This window comes from Paucibacter sp. PLA-PC-4 (genome assembly GCF_026241155.1).
Lineage (GTDB): Bacteria > Pseudomonadota > Gammaproteobacteria > Burkholderiales > Burkholderiaceae_C > Roseateles_E.
Map to the genome: position 1 here is coordinate 13,644 of NZ_JAPFGP010000004.1, position 19,899 is coordinate 33,542.

18 protein-coding genes are annotated in these 19,899 nt (G+C 66.1%); 12 read left to right on the forward strand and 6 right to left on the reverse strand.

The genetic code is table 11. The features are described from left to right. Positions 1-5 precede the first annotated feature (5 nt). Both OOZ63_RS07105 and OOZ63_RS07110 read right to left on the reverse strand, forming a co-directional pair. The gene (locus OOZ63_RS07105; protein ID WP_266004743.1) at positions 6-518 is read right to left on the reverse strand and encodes a methylated-DNA--[protein]-cysteine S-methyltransferase; all 513 of its coding nucleotides are present in this window, start codon (positions 516-518) and stop codon (positions 6-8) included. Then, positions 515-2,050, reverse strand: coding sequence for a DNA-3-methyladenine glycosylase 2 family protein (locus OOZ63_RS07110; protein ID WP_266004744.1), 1,536 nt, complete (start codon positions 2,048-2,050; stop codon positions 515-517). The genes OOZ63_RS07105 and OOZ63_RS07110 overlap by 4 nt, the downstream gene beginning before the upstream one ends. A 171-nt stretch (positions 2,051-2,221) precedes the next feature. Here OOZ63_RS07110 and OOZ63_RS07115 point away from each other — a divergent pair, with 171 nt between their 5' ends. Further along, complete coding sequence (locus OOZ63_RS07115; protein WP_266004745.1) at positions 2,222-3,052, forward strand: PEP-CTERM sorting domain-containing protein; 831 nt, start codon at positions 2,222-2,224, stop codon at positions 3,050-3,052. An 18-nt stretch (positions 3,053-3,070) separates the two neighbouring features. Here OOZ63_RS07115 and OOZ63_RS07120 read toward each other — a convergent pair whose 3' ends face one another. The 3 genes from OOZ63_RS07120 to OOZ63_RS07130 are packed head-to-tail and all read right to left on the reverse strand — an operon-like array spanning position 3,071 to position 5,328. Continuing rightward, positions 3,071-3,388, reverse strand: coding sequence for a DMT family transporter (locus OOZ63_RS07120; protein WP_266005097.1), 318 nt, complete (start codon positions 3,386-3,388; stop codon positions 3,071-3,073). 42 nt (positions 3,389-3,430) lie between these two features. Next, positions 3,431-4,195, reverse strand: a complete 765-nt coding sequence (locus OOZ63_RS07125; RefSeq protein ID WP_266004746.1) for a LytR/AlgR family response regulator transcription factor — start codon at positions 4,193-4,195, stop codon at positions 3,431-3,433. After that, a complete protein-coding gene (locus OOZ63_RS07130) occupies positions 4,192-5,328 on the reverse strand; it encodes a sensor histidine kinase (protein ID WP_266004747.1) in 1,137 nt (378 codons plus the stop codon). The genes OOZ63_RS07125 and OOZ63_RS07130 overlap by 4 nt, the downstream gene beginning before the upstream one ends. A 192-nt stretch (positions 5,329-5,520) precedes the next feature. On the opposite strand from OOZ63_RS07130, the gene OOZ63_RS07135 reads away from it, so the two are divergent. The 8 genes from OOZ63_RS07135 to OOZ63_RS07170 all read left to right on the forward strand — a co-directional run bounded on the left by OOZ63_RS07135 (position 5,521) and on the right by OOZ63_RS07170 (position 16,354). Further along, positions 5,521-6,918: a phosphomannomutase/phosphoglucomutase gene (locus OOZ63_RS07135; RefSeq protein WP_266004748.1), complete on the forward strand. Its 1,398-nt coding sequence runs from the start codon at positions 5,521-5,523 to the stop codon at positions 6,916-6,918. Then, the gene (locus OOZ63_RS07140) at positions 6,915-8,216 is read left to right on the forward strand and encodes a 3-deoxy-D-manno-octulosonic acid transferase (RefSeq protein ID WP_266004749.1); all 1,302 of its coding nucleotides are present in this window, start codon (positions 6,915-6,917) and stop codon (positions 8,214-8,216) included. The genes OOZ63_RS07135 and OOZ63_RS07140 overlap by 4 nt, the downstream gene beginning before the upstream one ends. Before the next feature lie 14 nt (positions 8,217-8,230). Next, positions 8,231-9,025, forward strand: coding sequence for an alpha/beta fold hydrolase (locus tag OOZ63_RS07145; protein WP_266004750.1), 795 nt, complete (start codon positions 8,231-8,233; stop codon positions 9,023-9,025). Then, positions 9,012-9,512 carry a cupin domain-containing protein gene (locus OOZ63_RS07150; protein ID WP_266004751.1) on the forward strand — a complete coding sequence of 167 codons (501 nt, stop codon included), beginning with the start codon at positions 9,012-9,014 and terminating at the stop codon, positions 9,510-9,512. Before OOZ63_RS07145 ends, OOZ63_RS07150 begins: the two co-directional genes overlap by 14 nt. 56 nt (positions 9,513-9,568) lie before the next feature. Further along, entirely contained in the window at positions 9,569-10,666 is a 1,098-nt protein-coding gene (gene aroC, locus OOZ63_RS07155; protein ID WP_266004752.1) for a chorismate synthase, read from the forward strand. Positions 10,667-10,668: 2 nt separating this feature from the next. Then, entirely contained in the window at positions 10,669-11,877 is a 1,209-nt protein-coding gene (locus tag OOZ63_RS07160; RefSeq protein ID WP_266004753.1) for an MFS transporter, read from the forward strand. A 92-nt stretch (positions 11,878-11,969) separates the two neighbouring features. Beyond that, a complete protein-coding gene (locus OOZ63_RS07165; protein ID WP_266004754.1) occupies positions 11,970-13,127 on the forward strand; it encodes an efflux RND transporter periplasmic adaptor subunit in 1,158 nt (385 codons plus the stop codon). Between the two features lie 26 nt (positions 13,128-13,153). Next, positions 13,154-16,354 (forward strand): efflux RND transporter permease subunit, encoded by a 3,201-nt coding sequence (locus tag OOZ63_RS07170; RefSeq protein WP_266004755.1) that lies wholly within the window; start codon positions 13,154-13,156, stop codon positions 16,352-16,354. A gap of 7 nt (positions 16,355-16,361) precedes the next feature. Here the strand turns inward: OOZ63_RS07170 and OOZ63_RS07175 are convergent, their stop codons facing one another. Beyond that, on the reverse strand, positions 16,362-17,402 hold the full coding sequence (locus OOZ63_RS07175; protein WP_266004756.1) for a LacI family DNA-binding transcriptional regulator: 1,041 nt from the start codon (positions 17,400-17,402) through the stop codon (positions 16,362-16,364). A gap of 170 nt (positions 17,403-17,572) precedes the next feature. On the opposite strand from OOZ63_RS07175, the gene OOZ63_RS07180 reads away from it, so the two are divergent. The 3 genes from OOZ63_RS07180 to OOZ63_RS07190 are packed head-to-tail and all read left to right on the forward strand — an operon-like array spanning position 17,573 to position 19,883. Beyond that, the gene (locus OOZ63_RS07180) at positions 17,573-18,073 is read left to right on the forward strand and encodes a gluconokinase (protein WP_266004757.1); all 501 of its coding nucleotides are present in this window, start codon (positions 17,573-17,575) and stop codon (positions 18,071-18,073) included. Then, positions 18,070-18,585 (forward strand): TRAP transporter small permease subunit, encoded by a 516-nt coding sequence (locus OOZ63_RS07185; protein WP_266004758.1) that lies wholly within the window; start codon positions 18,070-18,072, stop codon positions 18,583-18,585. The genes OOZ63_RS07180 and OOZ63_RS07185 overlap by 4 nt, the downstream gene beginning before the upstream one ends. A 5-nt stretch (positions 18,586-18,590) precedes the next feature. Further along, on the forward strand, positions 18,591-19,883 hold the full coding sequence (locus OOZ63_RS07190) for a TRAP transporter large permease (RefSeq protein ID WP_266004759.1): 1,293 nt from the start codon (positions 18,591-18,593) through the stop codon (positions 19,881-19,883). Positions 19,884-19,899: the final 16 nt, after the last annotated feature.

The window sequence follows — 19,899 nt, forward strand, 5'->3', positions numbered from 1 at the left end:
AGGACTCAGTCGGCTTCTTTGAAGGACGCACCTTCCAGTCGCAGCAAGGCGGTCTTGCGCGCCAGGCCGCCGGCATAGCCAGTCAGGGCCCCGCCGGCCCCAAGCGCGCGGTGGCAGGGTATCAGGATGGAGAGCGGATTACGCCCCACCGCCGCGCCCAGCGCCCGCACCGCCAAAGGCCGGCCCAGCTGGCGCGCCAGCTGGCCATAGCTGCGGCTGTCGCCGGCCGGTATCGCTAGCAGGGCCTGCCAGACCTGCTGCTGGAAGGGCGTGCCTTGCGGATCCAGCGCAAGATCTTGCGGCAGGCCCTGGCCCTCGAAATAGGCCCGCAGTGCGGCCCTCAGCTGTGCGAACACCGCATCATCCGATGCGCTCGGTAGATCCAGCGCGCCAGGATGATGCTTCTGCGCATCGAACCACAGCCCCGACAGTCCACGCACGCTGCGCGTGGCCGTCATCGCGCCCAAAGGCGTAGCGAGGCGGCATTGCAGAACATGGTGAGTGAGGCGAAGGCTCATGGTTTCCTGTCCTTGATTGCGGCAGCTCGCCACAACCGCAACACCGCATAGCTTCGATAAGGCTGGAAGGCAAGCGCGGCCTGCGCACAGGCGGTCGGGCTCAGCAGCCTTTCGGGATCTGGGCTCAGAGCTTTTTGCAGCACCACATCGCCCGGCGGGAAGGCATCGGGCCAACTCCAACCGCGCATCAGCATGTAGTGAGCGGTCCAGGGGCCAATGCCGGGCAGGGCGCAGAGCTCGGCAAGTACCTCGTCTACGGTGCCCTGCTGGCGCGCATAGGCCAGGCCCGGCCAGGCCTGGGCCAGCGTAATCAGGGTCTCGGCACGGCGGCGAATGATGCCCAGCTCAGCAATTTCAGCGACCTCGGCCCCGGCCATGCGTTCCGGGCTGGGGAAAAGGCGAGCAATGCGCTCGTCGGGCGCGCCGGCCAGTGGCGTGCCGAAACGGGCCACCAAACGGGCCGCCAGGGTACGGGCTGCCGCCACCGTGACTTGCTGGCCCAGCACGGCGCGCACAGCCAACTCGTAGCGGTCCAGGCAGCCTGGCAGGCGCAGGCCCATTTCCTCGGCGCCTGGCTCGCCCAGCGCTGGCTTCAGCGCCTCATCGATGCGACCGGGCTCAGCATCCAGATCCAGCCAGCGCCGCAGCAGCGGAAGCAGGCTCGCGACGGCCGGCCACAGACCCGGCGCCAGGCTGACCAGGGCCTGATGGCGCTGCGTGTCAAAGCCGACACTGAGCCAGCCGCTGTGCAGCCGGCCCCGGTGCATCAGGCTCAATGTGCGTTCGATGCGGCGCTTGAGCGGGTCTACATGCTCGACCCCGCCGACCGAACGCGCCGCCAGAAAGCCCAGCAGCGCGTCCACCGCATAGGGCGGGCGGTAGCCCAGGCGCAGCAGCGTGCCGGCAGCGCCGTCGCCGGTGTCGGCGGCGCTGGTTTGCTTGCGCAGCGCGCCGGGCTGCAGCCGGTAGTGCTCGATAAAGGCGGCGTTGAAACGCCGCAGACTGGCAAAGCCGGCCGCATGGGCTACCTCGGTGATCGGCAGCGTGGTGTCGCTGAGCAGATGCTTGGCCAGCAGCAGACGGCGCGTCTGGAGATACTGCAGTGGGGTGACTCCGTGCTCCGCCGCGAAGATCCGGCGCAGATGGCGACTCGTGATGCCCAGATGGGCGGCAAGGTCTTCCATCGAGGCCTGCTCATCGCAGCAGTCGTCCAACCAGCGTGCCGCCGCTCGGGCGAGAGTGCGCGACGCGTCCATCACGCTCCAAGTCAGCCCACCGGCGGCCGGCGCCAGCTCGGGCCGACATTTCATGCATGGCCGAAAGCTGGCGGCCTCCGCCTGGGCCGCCGAGGCATAGAAGCGACAGTTCTCGCGCTTGGGCGCGCGCACCCGGCAGACCGGGCGGCAGTAGATGCCCGTCGAGGTGACCCCGACAAACCAGTGCCCGTCAAAGCGCGCGTCGCGGGCCAGCAGGGCGGGGTAGCAATGGGCTGGGTCTAGATCGGCGGCGAGGAGGGAAGGCGTGGTATCCATGGCCGCGATGATAGGCAGCTGTTCGGCGCTAGCTAGCCGAAAACGGACATCTGCATGCACGCTGCACAGGCCGGGCGAAGTGGCTCAACCTGCGGTTTGGGGATGTCAGGTTCCGCAGCGCACGGTTACAACACGTGCTTGATGCGCGGATCAACTGCAGGGACACATTCAATGTTGCAACCTTCTATCCAACTGCAGCTGCTGTGTGCAGGCTTGCTATCGGTCAGTGGCATCGGTGTTCGCCATGCCGCGGCCTCGGCGTTCACGCTGGTCAGGGCGCAGACCGAGATTGCCGGTCCAGAAGAGCAGGGGGCCGTGGTGGAGCAAAACCACGGCGAAGAGTTCGCCAGTGCTGGCGAGTCCGGTTGGTATGCCAAGGCCAGGGCCGGTTTCGGCAACAGTGGCGCTTATGCGGTGACCGACGGTGTCGATCCAAATCGATGGGCCTTCGGAGAAACTTGGTGGGCTGATTCGTTCACAGTGGCAGCTGGCGCAGGCGCCGGGGAGTTGACGATCGCGGTGAGTGTGAGTGGCGTGCTGGCCGGCGAGGGCCGCGCCAACTATGCGCTGTACGTCAGTCAACAGCCCTTCAGATACGAGGTCTTGAAGGCCTGGCTGGACTGCAGGCCGCAACGACAGGACTGCATTCCCTTTCCGCCAGCCAACAGCGAGGCGCTGATCCCGATGACATTGCCTGCTTCGGGGCAAACGGTGCTGACGGCCAAGCTGGCCTTCAACTACGACAGGCCTGTCTACATCGCCAGCTACTTCGGGGTCGAAACCTGGGGAGTCGGCAGTGCCGACTTCTACGGCTCGGCCCACTTCGGAGTGACTGCGCCAACAGGTGCCGTACTCAGCACCGCGTCCGGTACGCTCTACCCACTCGCATCAGCAGTCCCGGAACCGAATGCCGTGCTCTTGACTGGACTTGGGTTGGTCGCCGTTCTGGGTTTGGTGCGCGTTCGCAAGCAAGCCAGCTCTGGCGTCGGCCAGCTGAGGTAAGCCGCAGACGTCCCCAACTCAGCGACCCAGCACCTTGAGCCCCATGATGCCCCCCAGAATCATCGCAATGCACGCGATACGAGCCAGGGTGGCCGGCTCCTTGAACAACAGGATGCCCAGCAGGGCGGTGCCAACGGCGCCGATGCCGGTCCAGACGGCGTAGGCGGTGCCCAGTGGCAGCTGCTTCATCGCCAGGCCCAGCAACGCAAAGCTAGCCGAGGCAGCGGCGAAGCACAGTGCCGCCATGCCAAAGCGGGTGAAGCCGTCGGAGGCCTTCATCGCGGTGGCCCAGACGATCTCCAGCAAGCCGGCCAGCAGCAGGGCCGCCCAGGCCAAGGTGACGGGGTTCTTGAAAAGGGTTTGCAGGCTAGTCATGGATCACATGGCCTTGAATAGGTGGACATAGGCGCGGCTGACCGGCAGCTCGCGGGCGTGGTTTTTGATGCGCACGAACAGGCGGCTGGCCTCGTCGCGGCGGGTTCCGGCCAGATGGGCCAGATTGATGAGGGTGGAGCGGTGGATCTGGCAGAACTGCTCGGGGTCGAGCTGGGGCATCAGCTCGATGATGGCGGTGCGTATCAGGTATTCGGCATTCTGGGTCTGCACGACGGTGTACTTCTCGTCGGCATGGAAGAACAGCACTTCGGCCAGATCGATCTGGTGCATCAGCTCACCCTGGCTGGCTCGCACATAACGCAGGCGGGGCGGGGCGGGCTGCTGTTCTTGCAGCAGGCGCTGGAGCGTCGCGGCCAGTGCGCCGTCAGGCTCGGGCGGCGCGGCCCGCAGGGCGGCCTTGACGCGCTCGATCGTCCTGAGCAGACGCTCTGTCTTGACCGGTTTGCAGACATAGTCGAGTGCAGCCTGCTCGAAGGCCTCGACCGCGTACTCGTCATAGGCGGTCACGAAGACCACCCGAGTCGCCCCCTCGATGCCCTGGGCCACCTCCAGGCCACTCAGGCCGGGCATCTGAATGTCCAGAAAGGCGATGTCGGGTGCCAGCGCGGCGATCTGTGCGGCAGCTTCGACGCCGTTCTTCACCACCGCGACGATGTCCAGCTCGGGCCAGAGCTGGGTCAGCTGGGTCTTCAGGTACTGGGCCAGATGGGGTTCGTCATCGGCGATCAGGGCGCGGACTGTGTTCATGTCGTCTTGGTGATGAAGGGCAGAGTCAGGATGGCCAGGGTGCCGCCGCCGCCGGCTTCCTGTAGCTGCAAGCCGGCTGCGTCGCCATGGCGAGCCCGCAGGCGGGCGCGGATATTCTCGAGCGCCAGGCCGTGCCCACCGCGCCGGACGCGCGGTGCTGCGTTCAAACCGAGCCCGTCATCGGCAATCTCGATACGCAACCGGCCATCGGCGAGGGTGGCGCTGACCCTGACTTGACCGCCATCCAGCTTGGGCTCGAGCCCGTGATGGATGGCGTTCTCGATCAGCGGCTGCAGCAGCAGCGGCGGCAGCAAGGCCTCGCGGGCGGTCGGCTCAGCGCTGATGGCAAAGCGCAGTCGCTCGTCCATTCGGGTTTGCATCAGCTGCAGGTAGCTGTCGGCCATCGCCAGCTCGGTCGCGAGCGTCGCATCGGCGCTGCGCAACTGGCCCAGACTGGCGCGCAGATAGTCGGTGAAGGATTCCAGCATCCGTTTGGCGCGGGGCGCGTCGTGGTCCATCAGGCTGTGCACGGTGGCCAGGGTGTTGAACAGAAAATGCGGTTCGATCTGCGCCTGTAACAGCTTCAGCTGGGCTTCGGTGGCGCGCAGCTGGCGGGCCTGGGCGCGCAGCCGCCATTGCCAAAACAGACTGGAGATCAGCGAGATCACCAGGCCGATGACGACGAACTCCAGCACCGTCTGCGGCCGTCGCGCGATGAAGGCCCAACTGTCGAGCTGCAGCATCCAGCCCAGCAGAGTCAGACCCAAAGCACCACCGAGCAGCATGCAGACGATGACCCAACCGGCATGCACCAGCACCGACAGCCCGCCACGGTCGGCATTGATGCGGGCCAGCAAAGCCTCGCTCAGCGTCAGCTCCAGCAGCCGATAGCCGGCCATGATGGTGAAGCTGACGCAGCCGGAGATGATCAGGTTTTCCTGCAGCACATGAAGCCAGGCGCCGGACTGCATGACCCGGGCATTGAGCAGCAGCGCCAGGCCGGTGACCGCCAGGGCAAAACCCAGCGCCAGCAAGCTGGTGATCAGCAGACGTGCCCACAACGCCTCGTGGCGAAGCTTGCTCAGCCGCCATTGTTGACGCCAGGCGGTGGCGAGTTCTTGTTGAATTGTCATGTCGCGAGTGTAGAAAGCGCGGCGCTGCCGCGGCGGCCCTCTGGCGACGACTGGACAGTGGCGGCGACGAGTCGACGGCAGGCGTCCCTTGTTTGTAATGGCCGCCGCAAAGAACTGGCACGGGGCTTGCCTACAATCCGCCCGAGCCCGCACAGGGCAAAACGATCACAAGCAACGCAACAAAGGGAACTCATGCAAGTACACGCCTCCATCTTCAAGGCCTATGACATCCGCGGTGTGGTCGGTCAGACCTTGAACGAAGAGCTGGCCGAGCACCTGGGCCGTGCCTTCGGCACCGAGGCCAAGGCCGTCGGCGAGAAGGCGGTGGCCGTCGGCCGTGACGGCCGGCTGTCCGGCCCCGGCTTGGTGGCGGCGCTGATTCGCGGCCTGCAGTCGACTGGCCTGGACGTGGTGGACCTCGGCGCGGTCACGACCCCGATGCTCTACTACGTGGCTGCCACCCGCGCCAAGCATGGTTGCAAGTCCGGCATCATGGTGACCGGCAGTCACAACCCAAAGGACTACAACGGCTTCAAGATGGTGCTAGCCGGCGCAGCTGTCTATGGCGAGCAGATCCAGGGCCTGCGTCGCCGCATCGAGGCTGAGGACTACGCCAGCGGCACCGGTCGCGCGGGCAAGATGGACATCGTGGCTGAGTACGCTCACCGCATCGCCAATGATTGCAAGCTCAAGCGTCCGATGAAGATCGTCGTCGACAGCGGCAACGGCATCCCCGGCGCCAGCGCCCCGGCCATCCTGCGCGCGCTGGGCTGCGAGGTGATCGACATCTACTCCAAGGTTGATGGCGACTTTCCCAATCACCACCCCGATCCCTCGCGCCCCGAGAACCTGGAAGACCTCAAGCGCATCGTCCATGCGTGCGACGCCGAGCTGGGCCTGGCCTTCGACGGCGACGGCGACCGCCTTGGCGTGGTCACCAAGGACGGCGAGATGATCATGCCGGACCGCCAGATCATGCTGTTCGCGGCCGACATCTTGACACGCAAGCCCGGCGCCGAGATTATCTTTGACGTCAAGTGCACCCAGCGCCTGGCTCCGTGGATCCGCGAACATGGAGGCCGTCCGCTGATGTGGATGACCGGCCATTCGCTGGCCAAGGCCAAGCTGAAGGAAACCGGCGCGCCGCTGGCCGGCGAGCTCAGCGGCCACATCTTTTTCGCCGAGCGTTGGTACGGCTTCGATGATGCGATGTACACCGCCGGCCGCCTGTTGGAGATTCTGTCGCGCTCGCCCGATACAAGCGCGGTGCTCAAAGCTCTGCCCAACAGCTTCAACACCCCCGAGATCAATGTGCCTTGCGCCGAGGGCGAGCACCATGAGGTGGTCACCAAGCTCAAGGCCCTGGCCACGCTGGCCGACTTCCCGGGCGCCAGGGAACTGGTCACGATCGACGGGTTGCGCGTGGAGTACGAGGACGGCTTCGGCCTGATCCGCCCGTCCAACACCACGCCGGTGCTGGTGTTGCGCTTCGAGGGCCACACGCCCGAGGCGCTGGAGCGCATTCAGCACGATGTGTTGGCCCAGCTCAAGCGCATCAAGCCCGACGCGGTGTTCGCGGCCGGCCATTGATCGCTCGGGAACGTCCACGCGAGACCCTGGCGCGCTGGGTCTATGCGACCCTGCTGCGCCTGCTGACGCCGCTGTACCTGCTGCGCCTGTGGCGGCGCGGTGGCGCCGAGCCGGCCTATCGGCAACGTCTGGTCGAGCGGTTGGGTTTCTTCGAGGAGCAGCGCGGCGAGGCCGGGCGTTTGTGGATCCATGCGGTGTCCCTGGGCGAGACGCTGGCCGCCGCGGCGCTGCTGGCTGCCTTACGTGAGCAACGCCCTGGCCTGCGGCTGTTGCTGACCCACAGCACGGCCACCGGTCTGGCGGCCGGTGCCAAGCTGTTGCAAGCCGGCGATGCCCAGAGCTGGCTGCCCTATGACACACCGGGCGCGGTAAGTCGCTTTTTGCGCCATTGGCGGCCTGCAGCGGGCGTGCTGATGGAGACTGAGATCTGGCCGGTGCTGGTGCACGAGGCCACTCGCATCGGGCTTCCGATGGTGCTGGCCAATGCCCGGCTCTCGGCCAAGAGCGAGCGCAGCGGGCGGCGCCTGGCCTGGTTGCTGCACCCAGCGGCGCGGCGTCTGGCCTTGGTGCTGGCCCAGACGGAGGCCGATGCGCAGCGCCTGCGCGCCAGCGGCGCGCAGCGCATCGAGGTCTGCGGAAATCTGAAGTTCGATCTGCAGCCCGATGCCGCGCTGCTGCAGCGCGGCCGCGACTGGCGCGCCGCGCTGGGCCGGCCGGTGCTGCTGCTGGCCGTCAGCCGCGAGGGCGAGGAAGCGCTGCTGCTGCAAGCCTGGCGCGCGGTGCGCGGCGCTGACCGGCCCCTGCTGCTGATCGTGCCGCGCCATCCGCAGCGTTTTGACGAGGTGGCCGCGCTAATCACCGGACAAAACCTGACCCTTGTGCGGCGCAGCACCTGGCAAGACCTACCCCCGCAAGATGCCCTTCAGGCCGATGCCTGGCTTGGCGACACCATGCGCGAGATGGCGCTTTATTACGGCCTTGCCGATGTGGCCCTGCTGGGCGGCAGTTTCGCGCCACTGGGTGGCCAGAACCTGATCGAGGCGGCTGCCTGCGGCTGCCCGCTCATGATGGGCCCCAGCACCTTCAACTTCGCTGAGGCGGCCGAGCTGGCCGAGGCGGCCGGCGCGGCGCGTCGTGTGGCCGACATGCCGCAGGCCTTGGTGCAGGCCCTGCATCTGGCCCTGCTGCCGGCGCGCCGCGCCGAAGCCAGCGCCCAGGCGCAGGCCTTCGCCGCCCAGCACGGCGGGGCGGCAACCCGAATGGCGGCAGAGGTACTCGCATTGACGCGGGCGGGTTGATCACAAGCCCGGCCATGAAACATCTGCCGAGCAAGCAAGATTTGACGATCGCCGACCAGCGCCTGTGCTACACGCTGACGGGTGAGGGCGCGGGGCCGGTCATCGTGCTGATCAACGGCTCGGGCGGTCCGCTGGAGGCCTGGTACAAGCTTTATCCGCGCATCGCTCAACTGGGCAGCCGGGTGTTGGCCTATGACCGCCCCGGTGTCGGCGGCAGCGCCAAACCGACTTCCCCGCAGACCGCTGCGGCCGCGGTGGCTCTGCTGCGCGGCCTGCTCGGCGCGCTGGCGCTGCCCGGCCCTTATCTGCTGTTGGGCCATTCCTTTGGCGGCCTTCATGCGAATCTGTTTGCGCGCCTGCACCCCGAGGAGGTGTCCGGTGTCGTGCTGCTGGAAGCCACCGCACCGTCCGATGTCGGTTCAATGCGCCAGTATCAGTCGGCAGCGCAGCGGACCGTCAATCGGCTGCTGAATCTGTTCTCGCGTCCGGACCCGAATGACGAAGTCAGCCATGAGCAGCAGACCGTCGCCCAGATTGCCGCCGCGCCGCCGTTCCCTGCCGTGCCGCTGCGGGTGATCACCGGCACCAAGACCATGCCCGGCTGGATGACCTCGGCCGCCGCGATGGAACAGCGCCGACGCAACCAGCAAGGCCTGTTGGCGCTGTCACCGCAAGGGGCCCAGTTACTCGCCAAGCGCAGCGGGCATTTCCCGCAGATGTCGGAGCCATCGTTGGTGATCGAGGCCGTAACGCAGGTTCTGTCGATAGGCGTCCCATCGATTCAGGGAGTTCAGTATGCAATCCGATGAGCCGTCGGCATCCGATGCCGCAAGCCAGGTCGCCGTTGTCGCGCTCGATGTGCCGCTGCACAGCAAACAGACTCACTATCCCGAACCCTTTGCCGGCTGGGTCAGCGGCCGTGAGAAGCGCCGTCTGGGCGATGCGTTCGGCTTGAGTAATTTCGGCGTCAATCTGACGCGGCTGAGACCCGGTGCTGTTTCATCGGCCCGCCATAGCCATACGCGCCAGGATGAGTTTGTCTACATCCTGCAGGGTCGACCCACCTTATGGACCGATGCGGGCGCTACGGCGCTAGCGCCGGGCATGTGCGCTGGCTTCCGAGCGGGCAATGGCGACGCTCACCAGCTACGCAATGGCACGGCCGAGGATGTCTGGTATCTGGAAGTCGGTGACCGCAGCCCGGGCGACCAGGCCAGCTATCCCGATGACGATCTCGCCGTGACTGTCTCGGACCAAGGTAATCTATTCACTCACAAGGACGGTCGCCCTTACTGAAGAACAGGCCCCCGTAGAATCGACGCCTCCCGCATCGAGATCTAGGCACGCAATCCATGTCAGGCAGCACCTTCGGCGAGTTGTTCCGCGTCACCAATTTCGGCGAAAGCCATGGGCCCGCGATTGGTTGCGTGATCGATGGCTGCCCGCCCGGAATGCCCCTGAGCGAGGCCGACATCCAACCTGAGCTGGACCGCCGCCGACCCGGCACCAGCCGCCATGTGACTCAACGTAACGAGCCCGACGCGGTCGAGATCCTGTCAGGCGTTTACGAGGGGCAGACCACTGGCACACCGATCTGCCTGCTGATTCGCAACACCGATCAGCGCAGCAAGGACTACGGCAATATCCTCGACACCTTCCGCCCCGGCCATGCCGACTACAGCTACTGGCGCAAGTACGGGCTGCGTGACCCACGCGGCGGCGGCCGTGCCTCAGCGCGACTGACCGCACCGATGGTCGGTGCCGGTGCGGTGGCGCGCAAATGGCTGAAGGAAAAGTTCGGCACCGAGTTCCGCGGCTGCATGACGCAGCTGGGCGAACTGGAGATCCCGTTCGAGGGTTGGGAGCATGTGGGCAACAACCCCTTCTTCGCGGCCAATAGCAGCAAGATTTCCGAGCTCGAGGCCTATATGGACGCGCTGCGCCGCGACGGCGACTCGGTCGGCGCGCGTATCCGCGTCGAGGCCACCGGCGTGCCGGTGGGCCTGGGCGAGCCGCTATTTGACAAGCTCGATGCAGAGATCGCCTACGCACTCATGGGCATCAATGCAGTGCGCGGCGTCGAGATCGGCGATGGCTTCGCGGTGGTGGGCCAGCGTGGCAGCCACCACGGCGATGAGTTGAGCCCGGCCGGCTTTGCCAGCAATCACAGCGGCGGCATGGTGGGCGGCATATCGACCGGCCAGGACATATGGGCCTCGATCGCGATCAAGCCGACCAGCTCGATCCGCACACCCAAGGCCTCGATCGACCGGGCCGGCAAGCCGACCCAGGTTGAGACCTTCGGCCGCCACGATCCCTGTGTGGGCATACGCGCGACGCCGATCGCCGAGGCCATGTTGGCCCTGGTATTGATGGATCATGCACTGCGTCACCGCGCTCAGTGCGGCGATGTGACGCTGCCGGTCCCGCCCATTCCCGCCAGCCGCTGAGCATGGCCGAGGCAGCGGCCTCGCGCCGCACCCTGGCGGCCAGCGCGGCGCTGTCCTGCGCCTATTTCGCGGCCATCGGCGGCTTCAATCCCTATGCGCCGCTCTGGTACAAGGAGCTGGGGCTGTCGGTGTTTGCGATTGGCCTGCTGGTCTCGCTGCAAAGTTGGACGCGCCTGTTCGCACCCTATCTGTGGGGTGCGCTGGCCGACCGTACCGGCCAGCGGGTGGCCATCATCCGCTGGGCCGCGCTGGCAAGTTTTGTGGCCGCAATCGGCTTTGTGCTGCCGCCGCATTTCGCGCTGCTGGCGGCATCGGTCTTTCTGATGTTCAGCTTCAATGCAGCCATCGTCCCGCTGACAGAGACCGTGGTCGCGGCCCAGCTGATGCGCGCCGACGGGGCGATGGATGTGCGCCGCTACGGCCGGGTGCGGGTCTGGGGCTCGGTGGGTTTTCTGGCCAGCGTGGTGCTGGCGGGCTGGTGGTACCAGCAGATCGGCCTGCGCGCATTCGCGGCCACCACGCTGGTGCTGCTGGGCTTGATCGTGCTGACGGCCTGGCGGCTGCCGCAGCAGCCCGCGGCCGTACATGCGCAGGAGGTCGGTGAGCCCATTGGCACTGTGTTGCGTCGCCCGGCGGTGCGTTGGTTCTTTGCCGGCGTGTTCCTGACCGTGCTGGCCCATGCCGCGCTCTATGCCTTCTTCAGCCTCTATCTGGACGCGCTGGGCTACGGCAAGCAATGGGTGGGACTGCTGTGGGCGGCCTCGGTGCTGGCCGAGATTGCCTGGTTCGGCTTCCAGGGGCGGCTGCTGGACCGCGCGGCGCCGCACCGCTGGCTGCTGGCGGCGGCGCTGCTAAGCGCGCTGCGCTTTGCGCTGACGGCCGGTTTCGGTGCCAGCCTGTGGGTGCTGGTGCTGGCGCAATGCCTGCATGCGATCACTTTTGCGGCCCAGCACACGGTCTGCATCAGCCTGATCACGCGCTACTTTCCGGGCCGGCTGCGCGGCCGCGGCCAGGCCCTGTATTCGGTGCTGGGCTATGGCTTCTCGGGCGTTATCGGCGGCCTGGGCGGGGCTTGGCTGGCGGCGCGCTGGGGCTATGCGGCGGTGTTCTGGGCCGCCAGCGTCGCCGCACTCGGTGGCGCCTGGTGCTGCTGGCTCAGCCACCGGTACGAGCAACTGGACCTGTCTGTGTCCAACGCAAGTCGTGCATAACAATCTGCAGTTCGTCGCAGCGCCTCTTTAAGTTCAGAATCATCTCCCTACACTGCGGCCACTTTCGGCTAGAGACAGAAGTGGGGTAGACCATGCGCAAGCAATGGCTTTTTGGGGGATTGGCGGCCGCGATACTGGCTGGCGGCGCAGGCGTGGCGGTCTGGGCATCCAAAGGGGATGACAAGAAGGGCGAGGATAAGAACGCTCCGGTGGCGCTGGAGTTCGTGCCCTCCGAGGTGGTCAAACCCAGCCTCGCGGCCATGCCCGGGCTGATCGAGTTTTCGGGTCCGCTGGTGGCGCCGGGCACCGTAATCGTGCGCAGCAAGGCCAGCGGCACCTTGCTGAGCCTGTCGGTGGGTGAGGGCAGCCGTGTCCGCGCCGGCCAGGTGCTGGGCCAGGTGGATCTGGAAGAACAAAGGCTGCGCGTGGCCGAGCGCAGCGCCACGGTGGAATCGGCGCGCGCCCAGCAGGCTCAGGCTGAGCGGCAGCACCTGGCCAACGAGGGACTGGCGGCGCAGAACTTCATCGCCCCGACCGCGCTGGAAACCTCGCGCGCCGCACTCGAAGCCGCGCGCGCTCAGACCTTGGCCGCCAAGGCCCAGCTCGACACCAGCCAGGTGCTGCTGCGCCAGGCGGCGCTGATCGCGCCGATCAACGGCCTGGTGTCCAAGCGGCATGCGCTGCCAGGCGAGAAGCTCGCGGAAGAACAGCAGATTCTGTCGATCGTCGATCTGAGCAAGCTGGAACTGGCTGGCCTGGTCGGCACGCACGAGGTCAGCCGGCTCAAGCATGGCATGACAGTGCAGGTGCGGGTCGAGGGCGTGGACGAGACCGTCGAGGCCCAGATCACGCGTATCGCGCCGGCCGCCGAGCCGGGCACACGTTCCATCATCGTGACGCTGGAACTGGCCAATCCTAAGGAGCTGTTCCGCGCCGGGCAGTATGCGGTAGCGCGGGTCGAGCTGCCCGACGAGACCCGGCGCCTGACGGTGCCGCAGGGTGCGATCAGCAGCAACTCCGGGCAGGAGCAGGTCTGGATGATCGAGCAGGGTGCGCTGGTGCGGCGCATCGTGACGACCGGCCGCAAGGACGCACGCGAAGGCCGGGTTGAAATCCTGCAAGGCCTGGCGCCCGAGGCCCAGGTGCTGGCGGCGCGTTTTGACAATCTGCGCGAGGGGGCCAAGGCCAGCATCGTCGCGAGCAAGGCCAACAAGGTCGCCAGCGCCGCCAGCGGCACAGCCGCTCAATAAAACACAAAAAGAAAGAGGAGTCGGCCATGTGGATGACCCGAATCTCGATCCAGAACCCGGTCTTCGCGACCATGGTGATGGTTGCCCTGTGCGTGTTGGGCCTGTTTTCCTATGCCAAGCTGGGCGTAGAGCAGACTCCCGACATCAGCCTGCCAGGAGCTTGGATCGATGTGCGCTATCCAGGCGCCAGCCCCGAAGCGGTGGAGCGCGAGGTCGCCAAGCCGCTGGAGGAGACGATCAACACGATCGCCGGTGTCAAGCGTATCCAGTCGCGCAGCTTCGAGGGCCGGGCCCAACTCAGTGCCGAGTTCACGCTCGACACCGATATGAGCCGGGCTATGCAGGACCTGCGCGACCGCGTCGCGCTGGCCCAGGCGGTGTTTCCCGAGGATGTGAAGCCGCCCGCAGTCTCGCGTTTCCAGGGCGAGAACGCCGAGCCGGTGGTGGTGCTGGCGCTGATGAGCAAGACCCGGCCGGCGCGCGAGCTGTCGATGCTTGGCGAGCTGACCGTGGCCAAGCGCCTGGGCCGTGTCGAGGGCGTCGCCAAGGTGGATGTCGGCGGCCTGGTGTCGCGCGAGGTGCGCATCGATTTGGACCCGCTGCGCCTACGCGCCTATGGCGTGACGCCGGCAGAAATAGCCAAGGCTCTGGCCGACGCCAATACCGACCAGCCGGTGGGCCTGCTGTCGGACGGCCGCTCGGACGCCATCCTGCGCGTCGAGGGCCGGGTCAAGGATCCGAAGCAGTTTGCGCAGATCGTCGTGGCACGCCGTGGCGCTCTGGTGCTGACGCTGGCCGATCTCGGCACCTTGGTTGAGCGTGAGCGCGAGCCCGACAGCGTGGCCCGCATCAACGGCGTCCCCGCGGTTAGCTTCAATGTCTTCAAGCAGCAGGACGCCAATATTGTCAAGACCGGCGATGCGGTCAAAGAAGCGGCCGAAGAGCTGCGCAAGACCCTGCCCAAGGACGTGGAGCTGAGCCTGATCTACGCCAGCAGCGACTTCGTCAAGGGTTCGCTGAAGGGCTTGCAGCACACACTGATCGAGGGCGCGCTCTTGACCGTGGCCATCGTCTTCCTGTTCCTCCACAGCTGGCGCTCGACCATCATCACTGGCCTGACGCTCCCGATCGCAGTGATCTCCAGCTTCATCGCGGTCCACGCCTTCGGCTTCACCTTGAACTTCATGACGATGATGGCCTTAAGCCTATGCATCGGCTTGCTGATCGATGACGCAATTGTGGTGCGCGAGAACATCGTGCGGCATGTCGGCATGGGCAAGGACCACCACCGAGCGGCCGAGGACGGCACCAACGAGATCGGCCTGGCCGTGATGGCGACCACTTTCGCGATCTGCGCGGTGTTCGTACCGGTGGCCTTCATGGGCGGCATCATCGGCAAGTTCTTTTATCCCTTCGGCATCACCGTGGTGGTGGCCGTACTGGTGTCGCTGTTCGTCAGCTTCACGCTCGACCCGATGCTGTCCAGCATCTGGCCCGATCCGCCCAGCAACCGTCTGAAGAAGCTTCCCGTGTTGCGCCAGCTGATCAACGGAACCGACCGCGGCATGGACTGGCTGCACGGGGCATACGAACGCCTGATCCGCTGGGCCTTCTCGGCGCGGCGTTACCGCGCCTGGCTGCCAGTGTTCGCGCGGCCGTTCGATTCCGAGGGCCGACGCGACCGCGGCCAGCCGCGCCGCCTGCGCATGGCAACGATCACACCACGCGGCCTGGTGATGGGCGGTGGGGTCTTGAGCTTTGTGCTGGCGCTCGGCCTGACGCCGCTGGTGGGCAGCGAGTTCATTCCGCAGACCGATGAGGGCTTCACCGCGATCAATCTGCGCATGCCGGTCGCGACCAGTCTGGAACGTGGCTCGGCCAAGGTGCAGCAGGTCGAGGAGATCCTGATGGGCTATGCGGATATAAAGACGGTCTCCACTGTGGTCGGCAGCACCGGCGAGGGAATGGCCACAGGCCGCAACCAGGCGGTGCTGAACATCACGCTCAAGGATCGTAAGGACCGTCACCGAACGCAAAAGGAGATCGAGGACGCGATCCGCGCCGACATCGCCAAGATCCCCGGCATCGAGGTCAGCGTCGGCTTTGACCGACCGATCTGGATCACCATCCTCGGCAATGACCCCGAGGTGCTGACCCAGGCGGCCAAGGACCTGGTCGAAGCGATCAAGCAGGTGCCCGGCGCGGTAGATGTGGAGACCACCGTTAAGCCCGGCCTGCCGGCGTTCGCGGTACGGCTCAAAGACTCGGCGATCCGCGAGCTGGGTCTCACAGCACCCCAGGTCGCAGCCTCGCTTCGTGCCTATGTCAACGGCGATGTCGCGACCCACTGGAGCACGCCTGACGGCAATCAGGTCGAGGTGCTACTGCGTCTACCACGTGAGCAGCGCGAGCGGGTCGAACAGATGGCCAAGCTTCCGGTCGCCTTTGCTCGCGACGGCTCGCCGATCGCGCTGGATCAGGTGGCCGATATCGAGCAGGTGTTCAATCCCGAGGTGATTCGGCGCCAAAATCTTCAGCGCCGCGAGGCCGTCTACGCGGGCGTGCAGGGTCGGCCCTCGGGCGATGTCAATGCCGATGTCCAGAAGCTGCTGAAACAGACCCAACTGCCGCCTGGCACCAGCTTCATGGTCGACGGCGCCGGTAAAGAGCAGGCCGAAGCCTTCGGCGGCCTGATGGGCGCAATGGCGCTGGCGGTGATCTTCATCTATATCGTGCTGGCCAGCCAGTTCGGCAGCTTTGTGCAGCCGATCGCCATCATGGCCTCTCTGCCGCTGTCGCTGATCGGTGTGATGCTAGCCCTGCTACTGACCAACACCACGCTGAACGTGTTCTCGATGATCGGCCTGGTGATGCTGATGGGCCTGGTGACTAAGAACGCGATCCTGCTGGTGGACTTCGCCAACCACGCGCGCAAGGCTGGGGCCACGGTGGCCGAAGCCTTGCTGCAGGCCGGCCTGATCAGGATGCGGCCCATCATCATGACGACCGCCGCGATGGTGTTCGGCATGCTGCCTATGGCCATCGCACTGAACGATGGCGGCGAGATCCAAGCCCCTATGGGCCGGGCCATCATCGGCGGTGTCATTACCTCGACTCTCTTGACCCTGGTGGTCGTGCCGGTGCTGTACTCGTATCTGGTGCGGGACCGCAAGCCCCGGCAGGCGCCGAGTGTCGATCCGGCCCCGCTGGCGGTGCCGGCCGAGTAGGGCTGCTTCAGCAGCTGCCGCGCAGCAGCACCTGGTAACCCAGGTCCAGCTGCGGCGCGGCCACCCTTTCACCGCGCATCAATTTGATCAGCATGGCTGCCGCTTCGGCACCGATTTCGCTGCGCGGGGTGCGCACGGTGGACAGCGGCGGCAGCATCTGCTCGCTGCCGGTTAGGTCGTTGAAGCCGGCGATCGCGAGCCGCTCGGGCACCTTGATGCCCAGCCGCAGCGCAGCCAGCAGGGCGCCTTGGGCCAGGTCGTCGTTATTGAAAAAGATCGCATCGACCTCGGGGGCCTCGCGCAAAACCTGCTCCAACAACTCGCCGCCCAGCGCCAGCGAGGAGCGCTCGGGGTTCATGAACTCCAGCTCCGGCCGGTAGCGGCCGGCCGCTTGCAGTGCCCGCCGATAGCCCTCGCTGCGCTGCAGCGTGCGCGGATCGAGCTGGGCGGCGGCAAACGCGATCTGCGTCCGGCCGCGCGCCAGCAAGGCCTCGGTCATGGCCCGGCCGGCATCGGCTTGCGAGAAGCCGACGCTATAGGTGCCTGACGCCGCTACCGTCTCCATCACATGCACGCAGGGCACCCCGCTGCCCTCGATCAGGCGACGTGCCTCGTCTGTGCGGTCAAAGCCTGTGACGATCAGGCCGGCCGGCCGATGCAGCAGATAGCTGCGCAGTAAGGCTTCCTCTTCGCTCGGCTCGTAGTGGGTTACGCCGATCAGGGTCTGGTAGCCGGCCGCCAGCAGGGCGCGTTGGGCGGCGTCCAGCAGATCGACGAACAAGGCGTTGCTGAGCAGCGGAATCAGCACCGCGACCTGGGAACTGCGGCTCGAAGCCAGCGCGCGGGCGGCTGGGTCGGGCACGTATCCCAACTGTGCTGCAGCCTCCTGCACACGGGCAACCAGCTCCGGCGTCACGGCACGTTCGCCACGCAGCGCGCGTGACACGGTGATGGGGCTGACCCCGGCTGCCTGGGCTACATCCTGCAGTGTGGCGCGGCCGCTGGAGCGGCGCCGGCGTGCCTTGGTTGGGGGCGTTGTGCCTGACATGGGTGCGTGTTATCCCTGATACGGTGCGATGAACTCAGGCGTAGGATAGCGCTATCCAATCCTTCGCTGGGTTCGTGCATACCCGAAATCTGCGCAGGCTGGAGCGATCTTGTGGTGGTAAGCGCAGACGCTGCCACCTTTTGTTTGATGCAATGGGATAGCGCTATCCAATGTCAAAAGCAGTCGTGATGGGGGTGGCCGGTTGCGGCAAGTCCAGCCTGGGCCAGGCCATTGCTGCGGCTCGGGGCTGGGCATACATAGAGGGTGATGCCCATCATTCGCCGGCCTCGGTGGCCAAGATGCGTGCCGGTATTGCGCTGACCGATGCTGACCGAGAGGGCTGGCTGGACCTGCTGGGCCGCGAGCTGGCTGCCCAGCACGGCGGCACGGTGCTGGCGTGTTCGGCACTGAAGCTGAGCTATCGCGAACGCCTGCGTGCGGCGGTGCCAGGGTTGCGCTTCGTGTTTCTGGACATCAGCCGCGAGCTGTCGCTGCAGCGAGTGACGGCGCGCGCGGCCGAACATCTGTTCCCGGCCAGTCTGGTGGACAGCCAGTTCGCGGCATTGGAATCGCCGCTGAGCGAGGCCGGCGTGCTTCGCGTCGCGGCCGCCGCGACACCCGAGCAACAACTGAGCGAGGCCCTGGCCTGGCTGCAAGGAGAGGGCACATGAGTGAATCGCCGACCCCCGAAGCCGGGCCAGTGCCGCTGTGGCAGCGCCTCAGCGACGGTCTGATGGCCGCCTGCCTGGCCGTCATGGCCATCGCAGTCTTCATCAATGTGGTGCTGCGCTACGGTTTCGGCAGCGGCATCGCCGCCAGCGAGGAGCTGTCGCGCCTGCTCTTTGTCTGGATGGTCTTCATCGGCGCGACGGCCGCCTATCCGCGCGGCGAGCACATGGCCTTCACCAGCCTGCTGCTGCCGCTGCGTAAGCGGCCGCCGGTGCTGAAGGCTTTTGCTGCGCTGATTCGCGCTGCTGTCGTGCTGGCCTGCGTGCTGCTGGGCTGGGGGGCTTGGCAACAGGTGGTGGTGGGCATGGACAGCCACTCGGTGGTGATGGGCTATCCGACGGCCCTGCTGCCGCTGCCCGGGCTGCTGAGTGCGATTTTCATTGGTCTGATGGCCCTGGTCCAGCTGCTGCGTGGCAGCCCGCTCGATCTGGGCCATGGTGCTGACGTGGAGTGAGTGTCATGAGTAACGAGGCACTCGCCTTTGTCGTTTTCTCTGCCGGCATGCTAGTGCTGATGGGCATCGGCATGCCAATGGCCTTTGCCCTGGTGCTGACTGGCGCAGGCATGGCCTGGGTGCTGGACTTTTGGGACACACAGCTACTGGCGCAGAACCTGGTGGCTGGCATCGACAGTTTCCCTCTGCTGGCCGTGCCCTTCTTCATCTTGGCCGGCGAGCTGATGAATGCCGGCGGCATCAGCCGGCGCATCATCACGATGGCGCAAGCTTGGGTCGGACACATCCGCGGCGGCTTGGGCTTTGTCGCGATTGGCGCCTCGGTGCTGATGGCCAGCATGAGCGGCTCGGCGTTGGCCGACACCGCGGCGCTTGCCACCATCCTGCTCCCGATGATGCGGGCCCATGGATACCCGATGCACACGTCGGCCGGCCTCATCGCCTCGGGCGGCATCATCGCGCCCATCATCCCGCCGTCCATGCCCTTCGTGATCTATGGCGTGACGACCAATACCTCGATCTCACAGCTCTTTTTGTCGGGCATCGTGCCGGGGTTGATCATGGGTGCGGGCCTGCTGGTGGCTTGGAAACTGCAACTGCGCAAGATCGACCTGCCCGGCGGCGTCGCTTTGCCGATGGCCGAGCGCTTGCGCGCGACGGCCAAGGCCTTCTGGGCCATCCTGATGCCTATCATCATCATCGGCGGAATGAAGACGGGCGTGTTCACACCCACTGAAGCCGCGGTGGTGGCTGCCTTCTATGCGCTGGTGATCGCCTTCTTTATCCACCGCGAGCTCAGCATGGGCGAGCTGCACCTGGTGCTGGTGCGCGCCGCCAAGACCACGGCAATCGTGATGTTCTTGTGTGCGGGTGCCCAGGTGGCGAGCTACATGATCACCTTGGCCGATCTGCCGGGCACCTTGAGCGGCTGGCTGGGCGGGCTGATCGAGTCGCCTCGCCTCTTGATGGCGGTGATGATGATCACGCTGGTGGTCATCGGCACCGCGCTGGACCTGACACCCACCATTCTGATCTTCGCGCCGGTGATGCTGCCGATCGCGGTCAAGGCCGGCATCGACCCGGTGTATTTCGGCCTGATGTTCGTGCTCAACGGCGCGATCGGCCTGATCACGCCGCCGGTGGGCACGGTGCTCAATGTGGTGGCCGGCGTCGGGCGGCTGTCGATGCATCAGGTGATCAAGGGCGTGAACCCTTTCCTGATCACTTACACCCTGATCCTGATCCTGTTTGTGTTGTTCCCCCAGATCGTGATCGCGCCTGTGGCGTGGATGCGCTGATTGATAGATTGATTTA

Excerpts from the sequence above, each read along its gene's own strand:
- OOZ63_RS07105 (WP_266004743.1), bottom strand. The coding sequence starts at position 518 with ATGAGCCTTCGCCTCACTCACCATGTTCTGCAATGCCGCCTCGCTACG.
- OOZ63_RS07110 (WP_266004744.1), bottom strand. The coding sequence starts at position 2,050 with ATGGATACCACGCCTTCCCTCCTCGCCGCCGATCTAGACCCAGCCCAT.
- OOZ63_RS07115 (WP_266004745.1), top strand. The coding sequence starts at position 2,222 with ATGTTGCAACCTTCTATCCAACTGCAGCTGCTGTGTGCAGGCTTGCTA.
- OOZ63_RS07125 (WP_266004746.1), bottom strand. The coding sequence starts at position 4,195 with ATGAACACAGTCCGCGCCCTGATCGCCGATGACGAACCCCATCTGGCC.
- OOZ63_RS07130 (WP_266004747.1), bottom strand. The coding sequence starts at position 5,328 with ATGACAATTCAACAAGAACTCGCCACCGCCTGGCGTCAACAATGGCGG.
- OOZ63_RS07135 (WP_266004748.1), top strand. The coding sequence starts at position 5,521 with ATGCAAGTACACGCCTCCATCTTCAAGGCCTATGACATCCGCGGTGTG.
- OOZ63_RS07145 (WP_266004750.1), top strand. The coding sequence starts at position 8,231 with ATGAAACATCTGCCGAGCAAGCAAGATTTGACGATCGCCGACCAGCGC.
- OOZ63_RS07150 (WP_266004751.1), top strand. The coding sequence starts at position 9,012 with ATGCAATCCGATGAGCCGTCGGCATCCGATGCCGCAAGCCAGGTCGCC.
- aroC (WP_266004752.1), top strand. The coding sequence starts at position 9,569 with ATGTCAGGCAGCACCTTCGGCGAGTTGTTCCGCGTCACCAATTTCGGC.
- OOZ63_RS07160 (WP_266004753.1), top strand. The coding sequence starts at position 10,669 with ATGGCCGAGGCAGCGGCCTCGCGCCGCACCCTGGCGGCCAGCGCGGCG.
- OOZ63_RS07165 (WP_266004754.1), top strand. The coding sequence starts at position 11,970 with ATGCGCAAGCAATGGCTTTTTGGGGGATTGGCGGCCGCGATACTGGCT.
- OOZ63_RS07170 (WP_266004755.1), top strand. The coding sequence starts at position 13,154 with ATGTGGATGACCCGAATCTCGATCCAGAACCCGGTCTTCGCGACCATG.
- OOZ63_RS07175 (WP_266004756.1), bottom strand. The coding sequence starts at position 17,402 with ATGTCAGGCACAACGCCCCCAACCAAGGCACGCCGGCGCCGCTCCAGC.
- OOZ63_RS07180 (WP_266004757.1), top strand. The coding sequence starts at position 17,573 with ATGTCAAAAGCAGTCGTGATGGGGGTGGCCGGTTGCGGCAAGTCCAGC.
- OOZ63_RS07185 (WP_266004758.1), top strand. The coding sequence starts at position 18,070 with ATGAGTGAATCGCCGACCCCCGAAGCCGGGCCAGTGCCGCTGTGGCAG.
- OOZ63_RS07190 (WP_266004759.1), top strand. The coding sequence starts at position 18,591 with ATGAGTAACGAGGCACTCGCCTTTGTCGTTTTCTCTGCCGGCATGCTA.